Origin of the sequence: Kribbella sp. NBC_00709, assembly GCF_036226565.1 — a bacterium.
Lineage (GTDB): Bacteria > Actinomycetota > Actinomycetes > Propionibacteriales > Kribbellaceae > Kribbella.
Map to the genome: position 1 here is coordinate 3,014,536 of NZ_CP108996.1, position 22,162 is coordinate 3,036,697.

The 22,162-nt window shown below is 68.9% G+C and carries 19 protein-coding genes and 1 tRNA gene; 14 read left to right on the forward strand and 6 right to left on the reverse strand.

Annotated features, from left to right (window positions below; genetic code table 11):
* Positions 1 to 4 precede the first annotated feature (4 nt).
* Together OHA18_RS14860 and OHA18_RS14865 are read right to left on the reverse strand one after the other, a co-directional pair.
* Positions 5 to 487, reverse strand: a complete 483-nt coding sequence (locus OHA18_RS14860; protein WP_329004660.1) for an FHA domain-containing protein FhaB/FipA — start codon at positions 485 to 487, stop codon at positions 5 to 7.
* A 10-nt stretch (positions 488 to 497) separates the two neighbouring features.
* Complete coding sequence (locus tag OHA18_RS14865; RefSeq protein ID WP_329004661.1) at positions 498 to 1,328, reverse strand: DUF3662 and FHA domain-containing protein; 831 nt, start codon at positions 1,326 to 1,328, stop codon at positions 498 to 500.
* A gap of 170 nt (positions 1,329 to 1,498) precedes the next feature.
* Between OHA18_RS14865 and OHA18_RS14870 the strand changes: the two genes are divergently transcribed.
* Positions 1,499 to 1,582 (forward strand) — tRNA-Leu (locus OHA18_RS14870).
* Positions 1,583 to 1,638: 56 nt separating this feature from the next.
* Here OHA18_RS14870 and OHA18_RS14875 read toward each other — a convergent pair.
* Positions 1,639 to 3,435 carry a bifunctional metallophosphatase/5'-nucleotidase gene (locus OHA18_RS14875; RefSeq protein ID WP_329006113.1) on the reverse strand — a complete coding sequence of 599 codons (1,797 nt, stop codon included), beginning with the start codon at positions 3,433 to 3,435 and terminating at the stop codon, positions 1,639 to 1,641.
* 187 nt (positions 3,436 to 3,622) lie between these two features.
* On the opposite strand from OHA18_RS14875, the gene OHA18_RS14880 reads away from it, so the two are divergent.
* From OHA18_RS14880 to OHA18_RS14900, 5 genes are all read left to right on the forward strand, one after another.
* Positions 3,623 to 4,378, forward strand: coding sequence for an ABC transporter ATP-binding protein (locus OHA18_RS14880; protein ID WP_329004662.1), 756 nt, complete (start codon positions 3,623 to 3,625; stop codon positions 4,376 to 4,378).
* Positions 4,363 to 6,198: a hypothetical protein gene (locus OHA18_RS14885; protein WP_329004663.1), complete on the forward strand. Its 1,836-nt coding sequence runs from the start codon at positions 4,363 to 4,365 to the stop codon at positions 6,196 to 6,198. The genes OHA18_RS14880 and OHA18_RS14885 overlap by 16 nt, the downstream gene beginning before the upstream one ends.
* Positions 6,199 to 6,496: 298 nt before the next feature.
* Entirely contained in the window at positions 6,497 to 6,763 is a 267-nt protein-coding gene (locus tag OHA18_RS14890; protein ID WP_329004664.1) for a hypothetical protein, read from the forward strand.
* A 69-nt stretch (positions 6,764 to 6,832) separates the two neighbouring features.
* Positions 6,833 to 7,618: a PrsW family intramembrane metalloprotease gene (locus OHA18_RS14895; protein ID WP_329004665.1), complete on the forward strand. Its 786-nt coding sequence runs from the start codon at positions 6,833 to 6,835 to the stop codon at positions 7,616 to 7,618.
* 542 nt (positions 7,619 to 8,160) lie between these two features.
* Positions 8,161 to 9,288: an endonuclease gene (locus OHA18_RS14900; protein WP_329004666.1), complete on the forward strand. Its 1,128-nt coding sequence runs from the start codon at positions 8,161 to 8,163 to the stop codon at positions 9,286 to 9,288.
* Here the strand turns inward: OHA18_RS14900 and OHA18_RS14905 are convergent.
* Positions 9,285 to 11,918, reverse strand: coding sequence for a hypothetical protein (locus tag OHA18_RS14905; protein ID WP_329004667.1), 2,634 nt, complete (start codon positions 11,916 to 11,918; stop codon positions 9,285 to 9,287). The genes OHA18_RS14900 and OHA18_RS14905 overlap by 4 nt on opposite strands.
* 182 nt (positions 11,919 to 12,100) lie before the next feature.
* Between OHA18_RS14905 and OHA18_RS14910 the strand changes: the two genes are divergently transcribed.
* The 3 genes from OHA18_RS14910 to OHA18_RS14920 all read left to right on the forward strand — a co-directional run bounded on the left by OHA18_RS14910 (position 12,101) and on the right by OHA18_RS14920 (position 15,086).
* On the forward strand, positions 12,101 to 13,159 hold the full coding sequence (locus OHA18_RS14910) for a hypothetical protein (RefSeq protein WP_329004668.1): 1,059 nt from the start codon (positions 12,101 to 12,103) through the stop codon (positions 13,157 to 13,159).
* Between the two features lie 3 nt (positions 13,160 to 13,162).
* On the forward strand, positions 13,163 to 14,194 hold the full coding sequence (locus OHA18_RS14915) for a hypothetical protein (protein ID WP_329004669.1): 1,032 nt from the start codon (positions 13,163 to 13,165) through the stop codon (positions 14,192 to 14,194).
* A 70-nt stretch (positions 14,195 to 14,264) separates the two neighbouring features.
* Positions 14,265 to 15,086, forward strand: coding sequence for a siderophore-interacting protein (locus OHA18_RS14920; RefSeq protein ID WP_329004670.1), 822 nt, complete (start codon positions 14,265 to 14,267; stop codon positions 15,084 to 15,086).
* A 33-nt stretch (positions 15,087 to 15,119) separates the two neighbouring features.
* On the opposite strand, the gene OHA18_RS14925 is transcribed toward OHA18_RS14920, so the two are convergent.
* Entirely contained in the window at positions 15,120 to 15,899 is a 780-nt protein-coding gene (locus OHA18_RS14925) for a hypothetical protein (protein ID WP_329004671.1), read from the reverse strand.
* Between OHA18_RS14925 and OHA18_RS14930 the strand changes: the two genes are divergently transcribed.
* From OHA18_RS14930 to OHA18_RS14950, 5 genes are all read left to right on the forward strand, one after another.
* Complete coding sequence (locus OHA18_RS14930; protein WP_329004672.1) at positions 15,874 to 16,764, forward strand: aminoglycoside phosphotransferase family protein; 891 nt, start codon at positions 15,874 to 15,876, stop codon at positions 16,762 to 16,764. The genes OHA18_RS14925 and OHA18_RS14930 overlap by 26 nt on opposite strands.
* 12 nt (positions 16,765 to 16,776) lie before the next feature.
* Entirely contained in the window at positions 16,777 to 17,235 is a 459-nt protein-coding gene (locus OHA18_RS14935) for a group II truncated hemoglobin (protein WP_329004673.1), read from the forward strand.
* A gap of 113 nt (positions 17,236 to 17,348) precedes the next feature.
* A complete protein-coding gene (locus OHA18_RS14940; protein WP_329004674.1) occupies positions 17,349 to 18,407 on the forward strand; it encodes a quaternary amine ABC transporter ATP-binding protein in 1,059 nt (352 codons plus the stop codon).
* Positions 18,407 to 20,359 carry an ABC transporter permease gene (locus tag OHA18_RS14945; RefSeq protein ID WP_329004675.1) on the forward strand — a complete coding sequence of 651 codons (1,953 nt, stop codon included), beginning with the start codon at positions 18,407 to 18,409 and terminating at the stop codon, positions 20,357 to 20,359. Before OHA18_RS14940 ends, OHA18_RS14945 begins: the two co-directional genes overlap by 1 nt.
* The gene (locus OHA18_RS14950; protein WP_329004676.1) at positions 20,356 to 21,309 is read left to right on the forward strand and encodes an ABC transporter substrate-binding protein; all 954 of its coding nucleotides are present in this window, start codon (positions 20,356 to 20,358) and stop codon (positions 21,307 to 21,309) included. Before OHA18_RS14945 ends, OHA18_RS14950 begins: the two co-directional genes overlap by 4 nt.
* A gap of 228 nt (positions 21,310 to 21,537) precedes the next feature.
* On the opposite strand, the gene OHA18_RS14955 is transcribed toward OHA18_RS14950, so the two are convergent.
* The gene (locus OHA18_RS14955) at positions 21,538 to 22,062 is read right to left on the reverse strand and encodes an RNA polymerase sigma factor (RefSeq protein ID WP_329004677.1); all 525 of its coding nucleotides are present in this window, start codon (positions 22,060 to 22,062) and stop codon (positions 21,538 to 21,540) included.
* Between the last annotated feature and the right edge of the window lie 100 nt (positions 22,063 to 22,162).

Here is a 22,162-nt window from a genome sequence, read left to right on the forward strand (position 1 = left end):
AGGCCTACTTCGCGATGTTCAGCGTCGTCCGGCCGATCCGGATCGAACCGCCGATCTCGGCCGGGACCGGGCGGGTGACCCGCTGGCCGTCAAGGTACGTGCCGTTGGTGGAGCCGAGATCCTCGACCCACCACTGGCCCTCGGACAGGAACAACCGGGCGTGCCGGGTGGAGGAGTAGTCGTCGTCCAGCCGGATCTGGCAGTCCGACCCGCGGCCGATGATCACCGGCTCCTCGGTCAGCGACGCGCCGACGCCGGCCTGCGGCCCGTCCGCGATCGTCACCGACGCGGGCAGGCCCTTGCGCTTCTTGGCCGGCTTGGCGGCCTTCGGCGTCCGCGAACTCTGCGGTGCGACGGCGGCCGCCGCCCGGCTGTCCACCTTCGCGCCGAACAGGTCGGACCTGATCACGGACAGCACCGCGAGGACGAACATCCACAACAGGGCCAGGAACCCCAGTTTGATCAGGGTCAGGGTCAGTTCCGACATGGACTTCCGGTCACCACCCGCTGCTGGGCGGCTGGGGCATCGGCTCGTCCGCGAGCCGCAGCGTCATGGTCGTGTTGCCGATCCGGACGGTCGAACCGTCGACCAGCTCGGCCTCGGTGCTGCGGCGGCCGTTCACCAGCGTGCCGTTGGTGGAGCCGAGATCGACCAGCACGACGCGAATGCCACCAGGGCCTTCCGGCATCAGCCGGATCTCGGCGTGCCGCCGGGACACACCGGGATCGTTGATCTGGATGTCCGCGTCGGTGCCGCGGCCGAGGACGACGCCGGGCGGGTTGACCGGGCGGCGACGCCCGTTCACCTCGAGCATCACCTGCGGGTGGCCGCGCCGCGGCGACGGCTGCTGGGGCTGGTACTGGGGCGGAGGCGGGCTCTGCACGACCGGCTCGTTGGGCGGCACGTATGGCTCCTGCTGGTAGGGCTGGGGCTCGGGCTGCGGGCGTCGTTGTGGCGTCCCGACCGTCTCGCTGACCACCCGGAACTTACCGGTCGGGAGGTCGTCCTGCTGAACCAGCTCGATGTCGATGGGCCCGGAGAACGTGTACCGCTGGATGTCGGCGTGGTCCCGCAGTTCGTTGGCGAGCTCGTGGTTCAGGGTCCGGCCGTAGGCGTTCAGCCGCTCGAAGTCGTCCGGACCGAGCTCGACGGTGAAGTGGTTCGGCACCAGCCGGCGGTCCCGGGACAGAATCCGCGCGGTGTTGTCGATCTCACGCTTGAGTGCCGCCGCCAGTTCGATCGGCTCGACGTCACCCTTGAAAGCGCGCGCGAAGACACCGCTGACAATGCCTTCCAGGCGTCGCTCGAAGCGCTGTAGCGGTCGCACGCCTCCTCCTCCACGGTCGGTACACCAAAGATCATCCACCGGTCGAGGCGGACACACCGGGTACGACGATCGATCGTATCGGGAGGTTCGACCGAACCCGCAATGTGAAGCACCGGTACAACCCGTGCTACTGTTCCTTCTCGTCGCCGGGAGCACTGTCCGGTGGCAGCGCGCGGGTGGCGGAATAGGCAGACGCGCACGGTTCAGGTCCGTGTGCCCGAAAGGGCGTGGGGGTTCAACTCCCCCCTCGCGCACAGAGAGTCCCGGTCGGTAGACCGGGACTTCGTGCTTTCCGGGCCTGTGCCCATCCTCACGCCAGCAGCGTGATCCGGTCCCGTGCCGACGGTGTGATCAGCGGATTCGCCCGTAGGTAGTCGATGAACTCCTCGTGATCGCGTCCGTTCCGGTATGGGCCGGTGAAGCCGTTGAGAGCCTGATAGCCGTCGGCCCCGATCAGCGTGTACGCGAGCCCGGCCACGCGGTACGACTTCGCCGGGTCGAGCGCGGCGCCGTCGATCAGGAAGCCCGCCGGGTCGACCCGGTCGCCGATCGGCCGCCTGGTGTCGAAGGTGGCGCGGACGTTGGCCGAGAAGTTCAGCGGTCCGTACTTCGTGGTGCCGTCGGCGGCCGTCTGCCATTGCTGCTCGAGTGCGTCGTGGATCTGCTGCCCCGTCAGCGTGACGGTCAGGATCGGGTTCTCGTAGCCCAGTTGCGAGTACGCCTCGCCGTACAGGATCACGCCGTCGGCGTCGTACGTGTTGGTGCTCTTGGCGTACCGCAGGGTGCCGGCGACCGCGTTCGAGCCGGTGATCGGCTTGGCGGCCACCAGGGCGAAGTCGACCGGGCCGCGGCGGCGGGCCGACCAGTAGCAGAGGTCGGCGCCGAGTTCGCCCATGGTGCTCTCGCCGGTGGCCGACAGGGCCGGGGTGAAGTCGGCGGTGAGGTGGCCGGCGACCTCGCCGTACCGGCGTTCGCCGAATGCGGTCCAGTAGTCGACGATCCGCTGGATCCGTGGGTCGGGCGTGACGTCGAGCGTGACCGGGTGGTTGGTGGAGACGGTCAGGTCGCGGACCACCTCGCCGGTACGCGGGTCGAGCTTCAGGTTGATCTCGTTGATGATCTGCCCGGCGTGGCCGGCCTCGACCATCGGCCGCGGTACGCCGTGCGCGTCCGGGAGCATCGCGTTGAACCACCAGTGCCAGTGGCCGGTGACGATCGCGCAGATGTCCGGGCTGAGGTCGGCGGCGAGCTGGATCGCCGGACCGGTCGCGAGGTTGGCCCCGTTGATCGGCGCGTGCCAGTTGTCGTCCTGCTGCGCGCCGTCGTGCACGACGACGACCAGGGCGTTCACCCCGCGCTGCTTGAGGTACGCCGCGACCTGGTTGCCGGCCGCCGCCGTCTCGATGCTGTCCAGCGTCGGGTTGTACGAACTCGAGCCGGTCGGGGTGTTCGCGACGGTCAAGTGGATGAAGCCGATCGGGTACCGCCGCCGGCCGTCGTACACCCACTCGATGTTGTACGGCGCGAACACCGGGCGGCGCGACTTCCGCCAGAGGATGTTGGCCGAGTAGTACCCGAACTTGATGCCCTGGTACGGCCGCCCGGTCGAGTCGCGGAACGTCGAGTCCCGGCCCGGTACGCCGATCGGCTTGGCCTTCATCAGATGGTCGACGAGGTAGTCCACGCCGTAGTCGAACTCGTGGTTCCCGAGCGCGGAGAACTGCAGCCCGAGCGCGTTCAGCACCTCGATCGTCGACTCGTCCGACAGCATCTTGTTGTCCAGCGGCTGCCCGCCGCAGAAGTTGTCGCCGGCGCTGAAGAAGATCGAGTTCGCCCGCTTCCGCACCTGCGCGAGGTGCGTGGCGAGGTACGCCGCGCCGCCCACATGCAGGCTCACCTGCCCGTCCGTCCCCGGCAGGAACCCGTCGGCCTGCGCCGTCGGGGTCCGGTTGTTCCCGTGAAAGTCCGTGATGTTCAGCAGTTGCACGTCGATCAACTCAGCCGGCCCGGGCCGCTGCGCTGCCTCGCTCGCGTAGGCCGGCACCCCCAGCCCCACCGAAGCCACTGCGGCCGCACTCCCGGCCACCACCGTCCGTCGCCCAACCATCCGCTCCACAGCGTCAACCCCTCTCGGTCGCCCCAGGACACTGTGAAACTTTCTGCCCATATCCCCGTCCAAACAAACAGAAATTTACTAAACTGCTTCGGAGCCGCTGGGTAGCCGATCGGTTGATCGTGCGGGTCGGCCGGTCGACTGACGACCGGAGGTACCTGTGGGTGGGAGGCTGCAGGACATGGAGCAAGCACTCGAGTTGGATGGGCTGACCAAGGTCTTCGGGGCGCAGCGGGCGGTCGACGACCTCAGTCTGAGCGTGCCGAGCGGGTCGTTCTTCGGGGTGCTGGGGCCGAACGGCGCCGGCAAGACGACGTCGTTGTCGATGGCGGTCGGGCTGTTGCGCCCGGACGGCGGTACGGCGCGGATCTTCGGAGTGGACGTCTGGCGGGAGCCGACGCAGGCGAAGGCTTTGGTCGGTGTGCTGCCGGACGGGCTGGCGATGCCGGAGCGGCTGACCGGGCGGGAGGTCCTGACCTACCTGGGCCTGTTGCGCGGTCTGCCCGAGGCCGAGGTGAAGGCGCGGGCGGCGGAACTGCTGGAGGTGTTCGAGCTCGATCACGAGGACGACAAGCAGGTGATCGGGTACTCGACCGGCATGCGGAAGAAGCTCGGCCTCGCGGTGGCGCTGCTGCACGCGCCGCGGCTGCTGGTGCTGGACGAGCCGTTCGAGGCGGTCGATCCGGTGTCGGCGGCGACGATCCGGACCATCCTGCACCGGTTCATCGCCGGTGGCGGCTCGGTGGTGATGTCGAGTCACGTGATGGCGCTGGTCGAGCAGCTGTGCGATCGCGTCGCGGTGGTCGCGGACGGGAAGGTCGTTGCCTCAGGCACCGTTTCGGAGGTGCAGGCCGGCGGCAGCCTGGAGGATGCGTTCGTGATGCTGGTCGGTGCGTCGACGCGCGGCGCGGAGGGGCTGACGTGGCTCTCGCACTGACGTACGGCACCTCGCACACGCTGGTCCGGATGCGGCTGGCCGCGTTCCGGCACGCGCTGAAGGACCAGCTCCGGATGACCTGGATCGTCACCGGTGGGCTAGTCGGTCTGGCGCTCGCGGGCGGGACGATCTGGGTCGCGGCGAAGGGCGACAACGACGTACTCGTCGTGTTGCTCGCGATCTGGATGCTCGGCTGGGTTGTCGGGCCGCTGTTCACGGGCGGCGGCGACGAGACGCTCAAGCCGGAGTACTTCACGATGATGCCGCTGCCGCCGCGCACCCTCTCCACCGGTCTGCTGGTGGCTGCGCTGGCCGGTGTCGCACCGATCATCAGCCTGATCGCACTGCTCAGCCTCGTGATCTCCGGCGATGGCATCGCTGCTGCTCTTGTCGCAGTGCCCGCACTGCTCCTCCAGCTGTTCTGCTTCATCCTCGCGTCCCGGCTCGCCGTCGCGGTGTACGGCGTGCTGCTGCAGGTGCGAGCCGGTGCGGTGACTGCTGCGCTGGTCAACGCGTTCATCCTGGCGTTCACGGCGCAGGGCTGGGCGCTGGTCGTGGCGTTCGTGTCCACGGATGTGCAGGGCACGATGGCCACGGCAGGGCGGATCGCACCGTCTGGTTGGGGTTTCGACGCAGTGCAGGCCGCAGGTCGTGGTGACTGGCTGCAGGTGGTCGGCCTGCTGCTGGCACTCGCTGTGCTGGCTGCGGTGATGCTGTTCGCCTGGTCGGCTCTGTTGGTACGGCGGACGACCGCTGCCAGGAGCAGTGCGAAGGTGCGGCGTCCGCTGACGGCTACCAGTCCACGGAGTGCGGCTGCGGCCAAGGAATGGCGGTCCTGGACCCGCGACCTGCTCTACGGGCACAAGGTGATCTTCTCGATCGCGTACGGGCTCTTCTTCTGCCTGATGCCGCTGGCGATCGGGCTGAAGTCGATGCTGCCGTGGGCCGGTCCTGCTGCTGTCGTGATGGGCGGTTCGATGATGTCGAACCTCTACGGCTCGGACGGTACGGCGCTGTGGACCACGCTGATGACGCCCGGTTCGAGCGGACCGGATGTGCGCGCCCGGCAGCGGGCGTTCTTGCTGGTCTTCGGTCCGATCACGCTGGTGATCACCGTGCTGCTGACCTGGTGGTCCGGCTACGCCAGCGCCTGGCCGCTGGTGCTGAGCGTGCTGCCCGCGTTGCTCGGTGGGGCGGCCGGTCTGATCGTGGCGACCTCGGTCTACACCGCCGTACCGACGACTGATGCGCACAAGCGGTCCGGCAATCCGCTGAACACAGGCGAGAACGAAGGCGAGACGATGGGCATCGTCTACGTGATGCTCGTGCTGGTCGCGTCGACCTGCGCCCCGGCCCTGATCGTCGCGCTCTACACCGGCTGGTGGGGCGTGCCGGTCGGTCTCCTGTCCGGCGTCCTCGCCTGGTGGTACTTCGGTCGCGTGGCCGCCCGGCGGCTGGACAAGAAGGGTCCTGAGCTCCTGACCTTGCTCAGGCATGGCCGATCGACCGCGGAGCAGGCCAAGAAGACCGCAGGGCTCGACGCACTGCCCAAGTGGAAGCGGACCGCCGCCGGCTTCTGTCTCGGGTTCGCGGCGATCCCGCTGTTCCCACAGGCCCTCGTACCGGCGATCTTCAAGCTGACCGGCAACGGCGACACCAGGTCCTGGTTCCTGGCGCTGTACCAGTCCGGACCGTGGCAGTGGGTCGTGATCGTGCTGATGGCCGCGTTGGGCCTGTCGATGTACGCCTTCGGTGGGCTTACCTACTACCGCGCGAAGAAGCGCGCTCCGGGTGCGTCGGTCGCGGCAGTCGCAGGGTAGGTGACCCGCGGTGCTTCGCGACCCGCACGGTGGGCGCGACGGTGCGGTGGTTGCGCAGCATCCAGACAGCAACGGCGGCCGCGGCGATCAGTCCGGCGATCCCGGCGTAGTCGGTCATGCTCATCATCGGTTCTCTTCTCCAGGGCGGTGGGCTCGGCGGCGGCGAGTTCCGCTGGCGTCTGACCGGAAAGTGACGGGCCCTCAGCCTTTCCGTGATGGCACGGAAGTGTCGTGGCTGAACAGTGCCAAGAGCTGAGCGCTGAATGCCTGAAAGGGTGGGCCCCGGAGGTGGGGTGGGATGCAGGACGGTTCGTTGCTCGATGCCCGCGAGGAGGAGACCTACCGGCTGCTGGTCGGTCTGTCCGCCGCGCGGGCCGCGGAGCTGGCCGAGGTCGTCGAGCTCGCCGAACACCGAGATGACCGGTACGCCGGTGGGCTTTCCACAAGGCCGGGAGCCCATCACTGCCGTCCCTGCGACATGGCGCAACCACGCCAACCCCGGCACCATCAGGGACATGACTGTGCACATGCCACGCCTCCGGCGCGGCGGGTCATGGGGCTGTGACTCCCTGCCTTCCCTCGTCGCTCCGGTCGCTTCGCTCCCTCCACTCCTCAGTCCAGGCCGGGAGGCCCCATGACCGCATCGGTGGTACGCAGGTGGGGATGGCTGGGGACGTTCGTGGTCGGCGCCGGGCTGTATCTGGCCGTGCTGGCCGTGCTGACCGACACCGGGAACCCGAACCTGTTCCCGACGATGATCCTGCTCGGCGCCCTCGTCGTACCGCTCACGTTCGTGACGTTCGCGGCCGGGCGCTCGGGGCGCTGGCTGATCGACGGGCCGACGCTCGGGGGCTGCCTGCTGTTCGGCGGCGTGGTCGGGGTGGTGGTCGCGGGCCTGCTCGAGTACGACGCGATGCGCCGGCTCGGGACGTTGCCGATGGTCGGGGTCGGGCTGATCGAGGAGGCGGCGAAGCTGGTCGTGCCGGCGGTGCTGGTGATCTTCTTCGGGCACCGGTACCGGACGTCGATCGGCCGCGGGATCGTCATCGGCGTCGCGGTCGGCACCGGGTTCGCCGTACTCGAGACGATGGGGTACGCGTTCGTCGCGCTACTGCAGTCGAACGGGAACGTCGGCGCCGCGGAGCAGACGTTGTTCCTCCGCGGACTGCTGTCGCCGGCCGGGCATGCCGCCTGGACCGGGCTCGCCTGCTGGGGTCTGTGGCGATTCGTGATCGCGCCGACCGGCAGGCATTTCGCGGGATTCATCGGGATGTACGCGCTGGCCGTCGCGCTGCACACGACCTGGGACGGGATCGGCGGCGTGGTCACCTACGTCATCGTCGGAGCGATCTCCATCGGCCTGCTGCTGTACGGGCTGAAGCGCGCCCAGCGCTCCGATGCCGCCGCGGTGACTGCCTGAGGAGTCAGTGACCTGTCAGTAGGGTGAGATCGCTGCTCCGAGCCATGGACAACGCGTGCTGGACTGAGTACCGTCCGTAAACGGCGTCCGCACCACGCCACCCTTGTCGGTGAGGTGCTGCCCGCCAGTAGTACCTCGCTGGTGGGTGGGCAGAGCAGGCTGTGGCGGACAGTCACGGCCTGATGGGGGCCCATCCACCCAGGTGGGGCGATGAACGGCACTCACCCGTTCACCGCCCCACCGGCTCAACTCCGTCCCGGCACACCCCCCAACGCTTCGGCGTCCTGCTTCGTCTTGATACCTGACAGTGCAATCGACGGAACAGGTGCCATGGCCGACTGGGAGCGGGCTTTCCGGGATCTTCTCGCCACGCGCGGCTGGAGTCGTGGCGTCCCCGGGTATCGCGGCGTACGCCCCCATCGCGACGGCCGACCCGTCGTTCGCCGAGCGGCCAGAAAGGATTCAGCGGCGGGAGGTTTCGCGGTCGGGGCCGGGCGGGCAACCTCAGAGGGTCCGGTCCCCACCCGCCCCTGGGAGTAGCCGTGTCCCGATTGTTCCGTCCGGCGCTGCTCGTCACCGCCGTCCTCGCGTTGCTCGGCTTCGGAATCACTCCGTCCAACGCCGCCACCACCATCACCGTCGCGACCGCGATCGGCCGCCAGGACAACTCCACGGCGTCCGTCAGCGGGTACGTGGTCGGTCAGCCGACCGCTACCAGCACCGTTGTCCGCAGCAACTTCCCGAACGACTTCGCGCTGGCGCTCGCCGATTCGGCGACCCAGACGAGTACGTCGGCCATGCTGTACGTCCAGATCCCGGCCGCGTTCCGTGCGTCGTACGGCCTGCAGAGCAACCCGAGTCTGCTCGGCAAGCAGATCACGGTCACCGGCACGCTGGCGGCGTACTTCTCGCACCCCGGCCTGAAGAACGCGACCGCGTTCACCGGCGGTGGCGGCTCCGACCCGGGTGATCCGGGCGATCCAGGTGACTACTACGCCGGCGCGGAAGGCAAGACCGGTGCCGCGCTGAAGGCCGCCCTGCACACGATCATCTCGAACCAGACCAAGCTCACCTACGACCAGGTCTGGGACGCGCTCGAGGTCACCGACCAGGACCCGGGCAACAGCAACAACGTCATCGAGATCTACTCCGGCCGCTCGATCGCGAAGAGCAGCGAGGGCGGCGGCGTCGACGACTGGAACCGTGAGCACGTCTGGGCCAAGTCCCACGGCGACTTCGGTACGGCGACCGGCCCCGGTACCGACGTCCACCACCTCCGCCCCGAGGACGTCTCGGTCAACTCGGCCCGCGGCAACCTCGACTTCGACAACGGCGGTACGGCGGTCGCCCAGTGCTCCGGCTGTACGGCGGACTCGGACTCGTTCGCCCCGCGGCCGGCCGCGCGTGGTGACGTCGCGCGGATGATCTTCTACATGGCCGTCCGGTACGAGGGCGGCGACGGTTTCCCGAACCTCGAGGTGAACAACTCGGTCGGCAACGGCACCGCGCCGTACATCGGCAAGCTCTCGGTGCTGAAGGCCTGGGCGGCGGCCGACCCGCCGGACGCGTTCGAGAAGAACCGCAACGAGGTCATCTACAGCCAGTTCCAGCACAACCGGAACCCGTTCATCGACCACCCGGAGTGGATCAGCTCCATCTGGCCGAACTAACGGTTGGCCTGCAAGTCCCGCGTGGAGCCGCCCGGACCGAGAGCCGGGCGGCTCGGTGCTGACCGCTCGCCGGTCGACGCGACCTGCGCCTGCGGTCCGGCCGGCCGGGCGATCCCGGCCTGGGCGGCGTCGAGGCCCAGCCGGATCTGAACCCAGTCCTGGAAGCCGGGGTCGGCGACGATGATGTGATGCTTGCCGGACCTGGCGAGCAGACCGTCCGACAGCAGGTCCTGCGCGGCCCGGTCGCGGGGCCAGGTCGACTCGTCCCGCACCCGCTCCTTGGCCGGCCGCAGAAGCCCTTGCCGGCCACTGGCTGCGGTCTTGACCAGCAGCTCCTTCTGCAGCGGAGTGCAGTTGTACCAGGCCGCGTCGTACAGCAGGTCGGACCGCGCGTTCAGTCGCGCCGATGCGGCGTTGGCCACGGTCACGGTGACGCTGCCGGAATCCGGCGCGACCAACTCGAGCGCCGAGCCGGCGAGCGCCCGCAGGCGAGCCGGATTGCCGTTCGCCTCTTTGACCAGCTTGTCGATCGCCGCCGGCTCGTGCTCGATCTCCGCCTGCTGCAGCGGCTCGGCCAGGGCGGGACGCAGCTCGTCCTCGGTCCAGAGCGGTACCTTGCGGAGATCCATCTTCAGCGGCGTGGTGGTCGCGACCTTGGACTTTCCGCCGGACGCCGTACGCAGCCGGGTGACGGCCTGTTCGCCGCCGGCCGCGATCAGGAAGACCGGCTTCCGCGCCTCGTCGAGGTGCTTCGAGAACGTGGACAGCGAGGCCATGTCGTCGTCGGTCGCCGCATCGAGATTGTCGATCATGAACAGCACGGGTAGGCGCTTGGCCGCGGCCAGCTGACCGAGATAGTCGGCGACCTCGGGCAGACCGACGCCGACGTTGTCGGCCTGCACGCCCTCGAAGGACTTGTGCAGACCGAACTGAGGACCGCCGGACGGACCGAGGCGGATCTGCGCGGTGTTCATCGTGTTCCTGGTCCGCAGCGAGAGCTGGCTGAGGAGTTTCTTCACGTGCTTGGCCTCGGCGTCGCCGAAGTTCTCGCGGATCGAGTCGAGCTGCTCGTTGACCGCACGGATGACCCGGAACTCCAGTGGTTCGCGCGGGCTGGCGTCGAGTCTGATCGTCGTCCAGCCCTCCTCGTCGGCCATCGCCTTCGTCCGGCTCAGTTCCTGGCTCGTGCCCACACCGGGCGGACCCTCGAAGAGGATCGTGGTCCGGGTCGGCGGACGCTCGTCCAGAGACAGCGGTACGCCGTCGGCGCTGGTCCGGTCGAGCCGATGACGAGGATTACCGGCCGTACCGAGGATCTGATTGATCCGGGTCGGGTCGGCCGTCGGGTGGATCGGCGCGAGACCGGCATCGGGCTTCGCGAGCTGGCGGAAGAACTGCTCCGGCCCAGCGGGATCCGGCCCGGTCGGATCGCCTTCCAGCCATGGCGCCCTGATGTATTCCCGCAGGTGCGGCTCGGCGATCGTGACGTATTCACCGTGTTCACGCACCAGTCCGCGGGCGACCAGCTCCTGGCGCGCGCCGTCGATCTCCTGCCACTTGTCCTGCCCGGCCGCCTGGAGCACGGCGGGCATGAACAGGCCGTTCGGGTCCTGCTCGGCCACCGTTGCCAGCAGCTCGCGCTCGGCGTCCCCGCACTCGTTCAGGCGGGACTCGTACTGAAGCTCTTCCACGTTCTCGACCTTGACGATCGCCGCGGCCGCCACGTCCACGGTGATCCCGGTCCGGGCATCCGCCAGCGCCTCCGCTGCCAGCGCGAATCCGCGGAGCCGGTACGGACTGCCGTTCGCGGCCCGGACCAGGCGGTCGATCGCCTCCCGCTGGTAGGGCATCCCGGCCCGGCGCAGCGGTTCGGTGATGGCCGGGCGGAGTTCGGCGTCGGACAGCGGGCCGACCTTCCGGACGCTGAACTGGTTCGTGAACGTGCTGGCGATCCCGGACATCCGCCGGGACGCCGCCATCATCATGGTCGTGGACTTCGCGCCGCCGGCCGCGATCAGCCAGACCGGGAGACCGCTCTGTTCGAGGTGGATGGCCAGTTCGTTCAGACCGGCGAGGTCGCGGTCGGAACCCTGGTCGACGTCGTCGATCAGGAGCAGCACCGGTTTCCCGCCCGCGGTCCGGCCGAGTTCGCCCGCCAGGTCGGTCAGCGTGGTGCCCAGCTGGTCGTACGGGGTCGTGTCGAACTCCTGCTTGAAGACTCCCTGCCCGATGTTGAGCGGCCCGATACCGAGCGGGACGCGGCCTTCCCAGCCCCACCGGGACTTCCGGCCGCTCCGGGTCAGGTCGCTGACCGTCTTACGGACCTTCCGGAGCCGCCGCTTGCCGTACTCCTTCTCCAGCTCTGGCAGCTCGGCGAGGATCGCGTTGGTGATGTGGTGCTCGATCGAGACGTTCTGCGACGCCGCCAGCCGGACCGTCAGATAACCGTTGCGCTTGGCCACGTCCGCGGCCTGATTGAGCTCGGAGGTCTTGCCCATCCCCGGCGGTCCGGCGTACAGGATCGCGTTGCTCACCGGCAGTTCGTCGCCGATCGAGATCGGCCGGCCCTGGCCGTCCGTGCGCATGACGGAGTACGCCGGTCGCTCGGAGCTGCCGAATACCGTACTCACCGCAACAGCCTGCGAGAGCGAACGGTCGTGGACACCTGCTGTACGTGACGCGGGGGTTAACAGGTGGCTCCCGGCAGTTGAATCAGCGCCCGCGCGCAACTGGTCTACAAGGACCGGCCCGATCGCGCAGTCCTGAGGCAAAAGGCTGGATGCGACCCTGTACCGCTGTCACGCTCAGTTGCATGCGACTCGAACGAGTAACGGCGACCCTGGCGACGGTGCCCTTGGCGGCGCTGTTGCTCGGCGTGGCGCCGACCACGGCGCAGGCCGATCCGGATCCGAACCTGACGATCAGCCAGGTCACCTTGGACCGTACGGCAGTTGCGGTGTCCGGCCTGAACACGTACCCGATCAACGTGACCGTCAAGGCCGGCTACAAGTCCACCGAGCCCGGCGACGACAGCCTCGTGCTGAACGTGGTCCTCGAACGCACCGGTGGCACCGGGACCCGCGGGGACATCGTGTCGGCCGATCTGCAGCGGACCGGCGGCACGCTCGCGAACGGCACCTGGACCGGCCGGCTCAACGTCGCCTCGACCGCGAACGGCACCTTCAAGGTCACCGGCGTCATGACCGGTCCGTACGGCGGCCCCGACCCCGGTACTCCGGTCGACCCGACGCCGTACGCGGGCCAGACGATCACGGTCAAGGGCACGAACCTGCCGAAGATCACCGCGTCGGTGAACCCGCGGGTGGTGCCGTTCGGCAAGCCCTACTCGATCACCTGGGCGGTCACCAACACCGCGACGGGTAAGCCGTACGGCAGCCGGATCCCGATCGGCCTCGGCGTCGACGCACCGTGCGCGGAGGGCGGCAGCCCGCTGTACAGGACCGGTACGAACGGCGTGATCACCAAGGCGTACACCGCGGACGACGCCGGCGCACTGAACTGCGCGCACATCTACGCCGACCCGTACTACATCGTCGGGCAGTGGCTGTTTCCGTCGCGGCCGACGGTCATCGCCGCCGTTCCCTCGAAGACGAGCGCGAAGGTCGGCACGATCGTCCCGGTCAACGGCTCGGTCGCGAACATGATCGGGTCCTGCCCGGTGCAGTTGCAGCGGCTGTACGGCAGGACGCAGTGGAAGACGGTCAGCTCCGGTACGGTGCGGCAGTCCGGCCGGTTCACGGTCAACGCGCAACCGTCGTACAAGGGCCTGATCCCGTACCGGGTGTACTTCCCCGCCTGTCAGCCGTACATCGCGGCTGTCACCAAGTCGTTCACGATCAAGGGGCTCTGAACCATGAAGTTTCGAATGCTTGCCGCAATGGTCGTACTGGGGCTCGGGGCGGTGCCGATCACCGCACACGCCAGCCCGGACCCGAACCTGAAGATCGACGCGGTGGCGATGAACCAGCCCGCGGTCGCGGTCAGCGGCCTCAACACTGCCGCGGTCACGGTCACGGTGACCGGGAAGTTCACCGATGCGGAGGACTCGAAGACTCCGGTGCTCGTGATCCTCGAACGCACCGGCGGATCCGGCTCGGAGTCGACGCTGCTCTCGACCAGTCTGCCGCGGCTCGCGAACGGGACCTGGAGCGGTCCGCTGTACGTGCCCTCGACGGCCAACGGCACCTTCAAGGTGACCGGTGTGATCCACGGCCCGTTCTTCCCCGGCAGCGGTGACATGACCGAACCGACGCCGTTCAAGGGCCCGTCGATCGCGGTCACCGGCACGCACGTCCCGCGGATCAGCGCATCGGTGATCCCGAAGGTGGTGCCGTTCGGCAAGCCGTACTCGATCAAGTGGGCGGTCACCGACTCGCAGACCGGCCGGCCGTACGGCAGCCGGCTCCGCGTGGTGCTCGGCAACGACAACACCTGCGCCGAGTACATGGGCCCGGGCTACTCGAACCTCACCGACGTCACCGGCACGGTCACCAAGTCGTACACCGCCTCGATGGCCGACTACGTGAACTGCCTCCTGCTGCCCGGCAACCCGTCGTCGAACGGCGGACTCGGGCTCGTGCCGGCGCGGCCCGGCGTCGTCTCCGCGACGCCGTCGAAGACGAGCGCGAAGGTCGGCACCATCGTTCCGGTGAACGGTGTGGTCGCGGGAGCGCCGTCGTCGTGCAAGGTGTACCTGCAGCGGCTGTACGGTGCCACGCAGTGGAAGACCGTCAGCCCCATGGGCAGTATCCGGTCCTCCAGCGGACGGTTCACGCTGAACGCGCAACCGGCGTACAAGGGCCTGATCCCGTACCGCGTCTACTTCCCGCTTTGCTACAACTACCAGGCGGGTGTCAGCAAGGTCTTCTACATCCGCGGCATCTGAGTCCTTGGGGCGGGTGGGTTAGGCTTACTTAGGTAGCCCTAACTTATCCGCCCGAGAGGACTGTGGTCGCGTGACCAGCCCTGCACCCCGCCGTAACCGCGTCTGCAAGCGCGCCGTCGTCCGCCGGACCGAGCGGATCACCCCGCACATGATCCGCGTGGTGCTGACGTCCGACGACTTCGCCGACAACGGCTTCTCCGACCACTACGTGAAGCTGCTGTTCTGCAAGGACGGCGTCGAGTACCCCGAGCCGCTGGACCTGGCGGTCGTGCGCGAGACGCATCCGGCCGAGCACTGGCCGACGATGCGGACCTACACCGTCCGCAGCTGGGACGAGGCCGCGCGCGAGCTCACGATCGACTTCGTGCACCACGGCGACGAGGGTGTCGCGGGGCCGTGGGCCGCGGCGGCGCAGCCGGGTGACGTGCTGTGGTTCAACGGTCCAGGCGGTGCGTACTCACCGGACGAGGCGGCCGACTGGCACCTGCTCGTCGGTGACGAGAGCGCTCTGCCGGCGATCGGCTCGGCGGTCGAGCAGTTGCCCGCCGGGGCGCGGGCGATCGTCCTGCTCGAGGTGGGAGACGAGTCCGAGGAGCAGAAGTTCGGCGGCTCGGGTGAGGCCGACGTTCGCTGGTTCCACCGGTCGGCCGCGTCCGGTGAGCGTGGTGACGGCCTGGTCGCGGCCGTGGAGGCGCTCGACTTCCCGGACGGCACTCCGCACGTCTTCGTGCACGGTGAGGCCGGATTCGTGCTCCGGATCCGCAAGAACCTCTACCAGGAGCGCGGACTTGCCCGGGACCGCGTGTCGCTGTCCGGCTACTGGCGCCTCGGCAAGAACGAGGACGGCTGGCAGGCCGAGAAGGCCGAGACCGCCAAGCAGGAACGCACCTAGAACCCGCGGACCGAGAAGACCCGGCCGAGCTGCCTAGATCTCGCGGCGTTCGGTGAGTACGTCGATCAGCGTGCTGGACTGGCTGGTCGGAAGGACCCAGTCCTCGCCGTCGGCCTGCAGGATCACGGCCGGGCCCGGACTGGGCACCGCGTGGGTCACCGCGATCGGGAACTTGAGCCGCTCGTCACCCGACAGCGAGAACTCGTAGGTGCCGGTGATCCCGCTCAGCGGGTACGTACGAAACTGGTGCTCCGAGCGCGGGATCGGATGCGACTGGATGGTGACCGAGTCAGCACCGACCAGAACGGCCGCGAGCGGGATGCCGCGGAGCCGGAAGACGAGTTCGTACGGCGTGCCGGCGAGCTCCGGGACGAACGGGACCAGCAGCGCCCGGTCCGCCGCGCGGGCAAGCACCAGACCGACGACGATCCCGACGATGAGCCCGGGCAGCGCGAGGACGGCCGGCCACCAGACCCCGACCGCCAGCGGGAACAGCGTCACCATCAGCCCCGCGAGACCGCCGTACAACCCGGCGACCCCCAGCCACCACCGCGGGGTGTACCGATGCCGCCGCCGCAACACGACGCCAGCCACCAGCATCGCCACCGGTACGACGCACCCGATCCAGGCCGCCGGCGAACCGGTCGCCGCGATCAACCCCACCGCCACCAGCAGCAGCACCGGGATCCCCAGATAGATGACCGCCACAATCCCCTGAACCCGCCGATGCCTGCTCTCCACAGCAAAACCCAAGCACATCTCGCGCCAACCACCTACTGTGCCGAGGGTGATCGAGATTCCTGCGAAGCTCATCCGGAATCACAGTGCGAAGGCGCCTGAGTGGCTGGCCGGGCTCCCGGGGGCCGCGGCGCGGTACCTCGGGGAATGGCAGCTGACCGTCGACGGTGACGCGTTGAGTGGCGAGGCGTCGTTGATCCTGCCCGTCGTACGGCGGGACGGGACGCAGGCGATGCTCAAGCTGCAGTCGGTCAACGACGAGAGCGAGAGCGAGGCGCTGGCGCTCCGGACCTGGAACCACAACGACGTCGTCGCGGTGCTCGAGGACGACCCGGCGACCTCGACCTTGCTGCTCGAACGCCTCCAGCCCCGGACCCTCGACGACCTGCCGGACCACGTCGAGGCGACCCGGATCCTCGCAGAGCTGCTGACCCACCTGATGGTCGTCCCGGCCCCGCCCGGCATTCGTCGGCTGTCGGATATCGCGGCCGGGATGATCGAGGATGCGCCGCGGCTGATCCCGATGCTGGCGGACCCGGCCGAGCAGGCGTTGACCTGGCGGTTCGTCGCGCAGGTGACCGAGTTGCTGCCGGAATCCGGTGACCGCCTGCTGCACTGGGACCTGCACTACTACAACGTGATGGCCGGGACGCGGCGGCCGTGGCTGGCGATCGATCCGAAGCCGCTGGCCGGTGACCCGGCGTTCGAGCTCATGCCGGCGGTATGGAACCGGTGGGACGATCTGGTGGCGACCGGCGACCTCTCGCAAGCGATCCGCGACCGGTTCGGCCTCATGCTCGAGGTGACCGGAATCGACCGGGATCGTGCGCTCGGGTGGACGGCGGGCCGGATCCTGCAGAACGTGCTGTGGTTCACCGCGGACGGCGGTACCCGGATCGAGGCCGAGCTCAAGGCGGTCGCCGATGCCCTCTTCGCGTGATTACATGATTACGTGACTACTCCGACGCTGTACGAGTGGGCCGGCGGGCATGACGCGCTGCGCCGGCTGACCGAGGTGTTCTACGACAAGGTGCTCGAGGACCCGATCCTCGCGCCGGTGTTCGCGCACATGAGCGAGAACCACCGCGAGCACGTGGCGATCTGGCTGGGCGAGGTGTTCCGCGGCCCGAGCCGGTACACCGACGAGTTCGGCGGCTACCCCGCGATGCTCTCGCACCACCTCGGCCTCGGGCTGACCGAGGAGCAGCGCTCGCGCTGGGCGGCCCTGATCGCGCAGAGCGCCGACCCGGCCGGTCTCCCGGACGACCCCGAGTTCCGGTCCGCGTTCGTCGCGTACATCGAATGGGGCACCCGCATCGCGCTCGCCAACTCGCAGCCGGGCGCAACCCCGCCGCCGAAGGCGCCGGTGCCACACTGGGGCTGGGGCGAGGCGCCGCCGTACCAGCCCTGACTTAACGCGTTCTTGCTGATCGGACAGACACCCGGCCCCGCGCCCGCGAACTGTGGGTTGGATACAGTCGCGGTTCACGTTGTGTCCGCCGGCGGGGATGCGAGGGTTTACCTGTGACCGCTCAGCTCGAGTACCCCGACATCCAGGATTCCGACGCCCTGCTGTCCGTCCAGGACCTGTGGAAAGTGTTCGGCCCGAAGGCGCAGCGCGTTCCCCGCCGTCCCGACCTCGCCGCGCTCGACCGCGCCGCGCTGTACGCGAAGACCGGATGTACGGCGGCCGTTCGCGACCTCAGCTTCGACGTCGCCCCTGGTGAGGTGTTCGTCGTGATGGGGTTGTCCGGGTCGGGCAAGTCCACCCTGGTCCGCTGCCTCACGCGTTTGATCGAGCCGACCGCCGGCCGCCTGGTCTTCGAGGGTGAGGACCTGCGCGCGGCCGACGAGAAGCGGCTGCGCGCGCTCCGGCGGAGCAAGTTCTCGATGGTCTTCCAGCACTTCGGGTTGCTGCCGCACCGCAAGGTGATCGACAACGTCTCGTACGGTCTGGAGATCCGCGGCGAGAGCAAGCCGGACCGGCGCCGGCGCGCCCAGGAGGTCATCGACCTGGTCGGCCTGGCCGGCAACGAGCAGCTCTACCCCGAGCAGCTGTCCGGCGGCATGCAGCAACGGGTCGGCCTGGCGCGGGCGCTCGCGAACGACCCCGACGTACTGCTGTTCGACGAGCCGTTCTCCGCGCTCGACCCGCTGATCCGGCGCGAGATGCAGACCGAGGTGGTGCGGCTGCACCGCGAGGTCGGCAAGACGATGGTATTCATCACCCACGACCTGTCCGAGGCGCTCAAGCTGGGCGACCGGATCCTGTTGATGCGCGACGGCGCCGCGGTCCAGCTCGGCACCGGCGACGAGCTCGTCGGGGCGCCGGCCGACGACTACGTGCGCCAGTTCGTCCGCGACGTACCGCGGGCCGACGTACTCACGTTGCGCTGGATCGTCCGCGACCCGCGGCCGGACGAGCCGCTCGACGGGCCGGAGCTCGGGCCGGACGTGCTGGTCAGGGAGGCGACGCGGCTCGTGCTCGAGTCCGATCGCCCGGTGAAGGTCGTCGCCGGCGGCACGCTGCTCGGTGTGATCGGCGACGAGGAGATCCTCGCCGTCGTCGCGGACACGAACTGATGGCGTCGATCACCGGCTCCGTCGAGATCGAGGTACGCCGACCCCGTCGCGGTGTGGTCGTCGGCGTACTGCTCGTCGTCTGGGTCGCGGCGTACTTCGTCCTGCGCGGCATCGACACGCTCGTTCTCGGCGGTCAGGAGACGACCGCGCTGCACCGGTGGCTGACCGAGCACCGCGACGACGTGGGTCAGGGCAACGTCTTGTTCGACGCGATCCGGATCGCCGTCGACCACTTCGTCGTACTGCTGCAGAACCTCATCTCCCAGCCGTCGTTCGATCGCCCGGTCCCGGCGATCGGCTGGCTCGGCGTGGTCGCGATCTCGGCGTACTGCGCCTGGGCGTTCGGCAACTGGAAGGTCGCCGTGCTGACCGCCGCAGGGCTGGGATTCGTCGGGCTGCAGGGGTTGTGGCAGGAGAGCATGGACACCCTGTCGCTCACCATCGCGGCTGTGCTGCTGTCGCTGCTGGTCGCGATCCCGCTGGGGATCTGGGCCGGGTTGTCCGACCGCGCGTTCAAGGTCGCGACGCTGGTGCTCGACCTGATGCAGACGCTGCCGACGTTCGTGTACCTCGCGCCGCTGACGCTGTTCTTCGCGATCGGACCGGCCGCGGCCACGATCGCCACCCTGATCTACGCCGCGCCGCCCGCGGTCCGGCTGACCGCGCACGCGATCCGCTCGGTCCCACCGGAGAGCGTCGAGGCGGCGCGTTCGCTCGGGTCGACGCGCGGGCAGACGCTGACCAAGGTGCTGCTGCCGATGTCGCGGTCGACCGTTGTCGTCGGCATCAACCAGACGATCATGGCCGCGCTCTCGATGGTGACCGTGGCCGCGCTGATCGACGCGCCCGGTCTCGGCCAGACCGTGCTGAAGGCCCTGCAGACGCTCGACGTCGGCGTCGCGTTCAACGCCGGCCTGGCGATCGTCGTGATCGCGATCGTGCTCGACCGGGTGACGACCGCGGCCGGTGACCGTCCCTGGCGGACGGCGAACCGCCGGCGCCGGATCCTGCTCGCGGGCGGGGCGGTGGGTGTGCTCGTCGCGATCTGGTTCTCCCGGACCTACGTGTGGGCCGCCGAGTTCCCGTCGCAGGTCAACATCGGCTCGCGCATCGCGGTCATCGCCTCGGACGTGACCGACTGGGTCCAGAACGTCTTCGGCGGCTTCACGTACGGCGTCCGCGACGCGGTCACGAACGGTCTGCTCAACCCGCTCGAGGCTCTCCTGACGGGATCGCCGTGGTGGCTCGTCACCGTGGTCGTCGTCGCGCTGGCCTTTGTCCTCGGTGGATGGCGAGGCGCCGTGCCGGCGGCGGTGTGCCTGGGGCTGCTGGTGGCGACCGGGGTGTGGCACGACAGCATGGTCACGCTGGCGTCGACGCTGCTCGCCACCGTCGTGGTCGTCGCCGCCGGTCTGGCGCTCGGAGTATGGGCCGGGCGCAACCGACGGGTCGACACCTGGATCCGGCCGGTGCTCGACGCCGGGCAGACGATGCCGCCGTTCGTGTACCTGGTGCCGTTCCTCGCATTGTTCGGGACCAGCCGGTTCACCGCGATCGCGGCCGCGGTGGTGTTCGCCGTACCGGTGACCACCAAGATCGTTGCCGATGGCATCAAGGCGGTGCCGGTCGCGACGGTCGAGGCGGCGAACTCGGTCGGGTCGAGCAGCTGGCAGGTGATCAGCAAGGTGCAGCTGCCGGTGGCGCGGCGGGCGATCACGCTCGCGGTCAACCAGGGCCTGATCTACGTGCTCTCGATGGTCGTCGTCGGTGGGCTGGTCGGCGCGGGCGCGCTCGGGTACGACGTGGCCGCCGGGTTCGCGCAGAGCGAGTTGTACGGCAAGGGCCTCGCGGCCGGGCTGGCGATCGTGCTGCTGGGCGTCATGCTCGATCGCATCACTCAGGCGGCGGCCCGCCGTACCCAGAATTTCCAAGGTAGAGGAGATATGCGGTGAACAAGCTCCGGTACGCCGGTGTGCTGACGGCGGTCGCGCTCGCGCTGGCGGGGTGCGGTGGAGAGAAGGTCGGGGCGGACAAGCCGGCCGCCGCGGGGAAGGACTGCGGCACGTTCAACCTGACCGTGAGCCCCTGGGTCGGGTACGAGGCGAACGCCGCCGTGGTCTCCTACGTGGCGACCAAGGACCTCGGCTGCAAGGTCGTGGAGAAGAACCTCAAGGAGGAGATCGCCTGGCAGGGCTTCTCCACCGGCGAGGTGGACGTGAACCTGGAGAACTGGGGTCACGAGGACCTGAAGAAGAAGTACATCACCGACGACAAGGTCGCGGTCGAGGCCGGATCCACCGGGGTCAAGGGCATCATCGGCTGGTACGTGCCGCCGTGGATGGCCGCGAAGTACCCGGACATCACGGACTGGAAGAACCTGAACAAGTACGCGGCCCTGTTCAAGACGTCGGAGTCCGGCGGCAAGGGGCAGCTGCTCGACGGCGACCCGTCGTACGTGACGAACGACGAGGCGCTGGTGAAGAACCTGGCGCTGAACTACAAGGTCGTGCAGAGCGGCAGCGAGACCGCGCTGATCCAGGCGTTCCGGGACGCGGAGAAGAACAAGAAGCCGCTGCTCGCGTACTTCTACGAGCCGCAGTGGTTCTTCAACGAGGTCAAGCTGGTCAAGATCAACCTGCCCGTGTACAAGGCCGGCTGCGACGCCGACCCGGCGAAGGTCGCCTGCGACTACCCGCCGTACGACCTGGACAAGATCGTCTCGAAGAAGTTCGCCGACTCCGGCAGCCCGGCGTACGACCTGGTCAAGAACTTCAAGTGGACCAACGAGGACCAGAACGCCGTGGCCCGGATGATCGCCGTCGACAAACTCACCCCGGACCAGGCCGCCCAGAAGTGGGTAGACCAGAACAAGTCGACGGTGGACGCCTGGCTGGGGAAGTGATCCGGCACTGACCGTCTGCGCAGTCGCGCTGGAGCCGGCCACGGGAGATCGTCTCGATCAGGCCGATCACCCAGCAGGTCGGGCAGCCGCGGAGGGCCAGGAAGCCTGCCGGCAACAGAAGCAGGCTGACCGGCCCCACGAGCGGCACCAGGGCGACTGCGCCGATCAGGCTGCTGAAGCCGATGGCGCCACGGATCAGATGGCGTGGCAACGACGTACTCGCGAACGTCATAGCTGACCGTCCAGGGTCTGACGCACGGTACTTCGGGCCCGGTGCAGCCGGGACTTCATCGCGGCCGTGCTCAGCCCCAGCGCCGCGGCGACCGCCGGTCCGCTGTGGCCCTGGACGTCGCGCATGACCAGCACGCAGCGCTGATCGGCCGGGAGGTCGGCGATCGCCATCGCGACCGCGGTGGCCTCCAGTCGTTGGATGACCTCCTCCTCGGCCGACAACGTCGCGAGATCCCGCACAGCCGGCTGCTCCCGGAGGAACATGCGGGTACGCCGGATGCACTCGTTGCGGACGATGCGGAACATCCACGACGCCAGTGCACCGGTTGCCCTGAGCATCCCGATCTTGCGGTACAGGATGATCAACGCCTCCTGTGCCGCGTCCTCGGCGTCCTCCGGCGTCGCGCAGAGGCTCCGCGCGAACCGCCGTACGGTCGGGTGCGCACCGGCGACGACCGTGGTGAGCGCGTCGACGTCGCCGTTCTGGGCGGCGCGGATCAGTTGCTCGTCGAGGTCAGCCACGGGTCCGCCGACGCAGGACGACGAAGCTGCAGGTGCCGAGCAGCACCACCACGACAGCGGCGGCGATGGTCAGGGTGACGGTCATGGGGACCTCCTGGTC

Coding starts and splice junctions, on each gene's coding strand:
- OHA18_RS14860 (WP_329004660.1), bottom strand. CDS start 487: ATGTCGGAACTGACCCTGACCCTGATCAAACTGGGGTTCCTGGCCCTG.
- OHA18_RS14925 (WP_329004671.1), bottom strand. CDS start 15,899: ATGAGCTTCGCAGGAATCTCGATCACCCTCGGCACAGTAGGTGGTTGG.
- OHA18_RS14895 (WP_329004665.1), top strand. CDS start 6,833: ATGACCGCATCGGTGGTACGCAGGTGGGGATGGCTGGGGACGTTCGTG.
- OHA18_RS14915 (WP_329004669.1), top strand. CDS start 13,163: ATGAAGTTTCGAATGCTTGCCGCAATGGTCGTACTGGGGCTCGGGGCG.
- OHA18_RS14910 (WP_329004668.1), top strand. CDS start 12,101: ATGCGACTCGAACGAGTAACGGCGACCCTGGCGACGGTGCCCTTGGCG.
- OHA18_RS14875 (WP_329006113.1), bottom strand. CDS start 3,435: ATGGTTGGGCGACGGACGGTGGTGGCCGGGAGTGCGGCCGCAGTGGCT.
- OHA18_RS14890 (WP_329004664.1), top strand. CDS start 6,497: ATGCAGGACGGTTCGTTGCTCGATGCCCGCGAGGAGGAGACCTACCGG.
- OHA18_RS14945 (WP_329004675.1), top strand. CDS start 18,407: ATGGCGTCGATCACCGGCTCCGTCGAGATCGAGGTACGCCGACCCCGT.
- OHA18_RS14880 (WP_329004662.1), top strand. CDS start 3,623: ATGGAGCAAGCACTCGAGTTGGATGGGCTGACCAAGGTCTTCGGGGCG.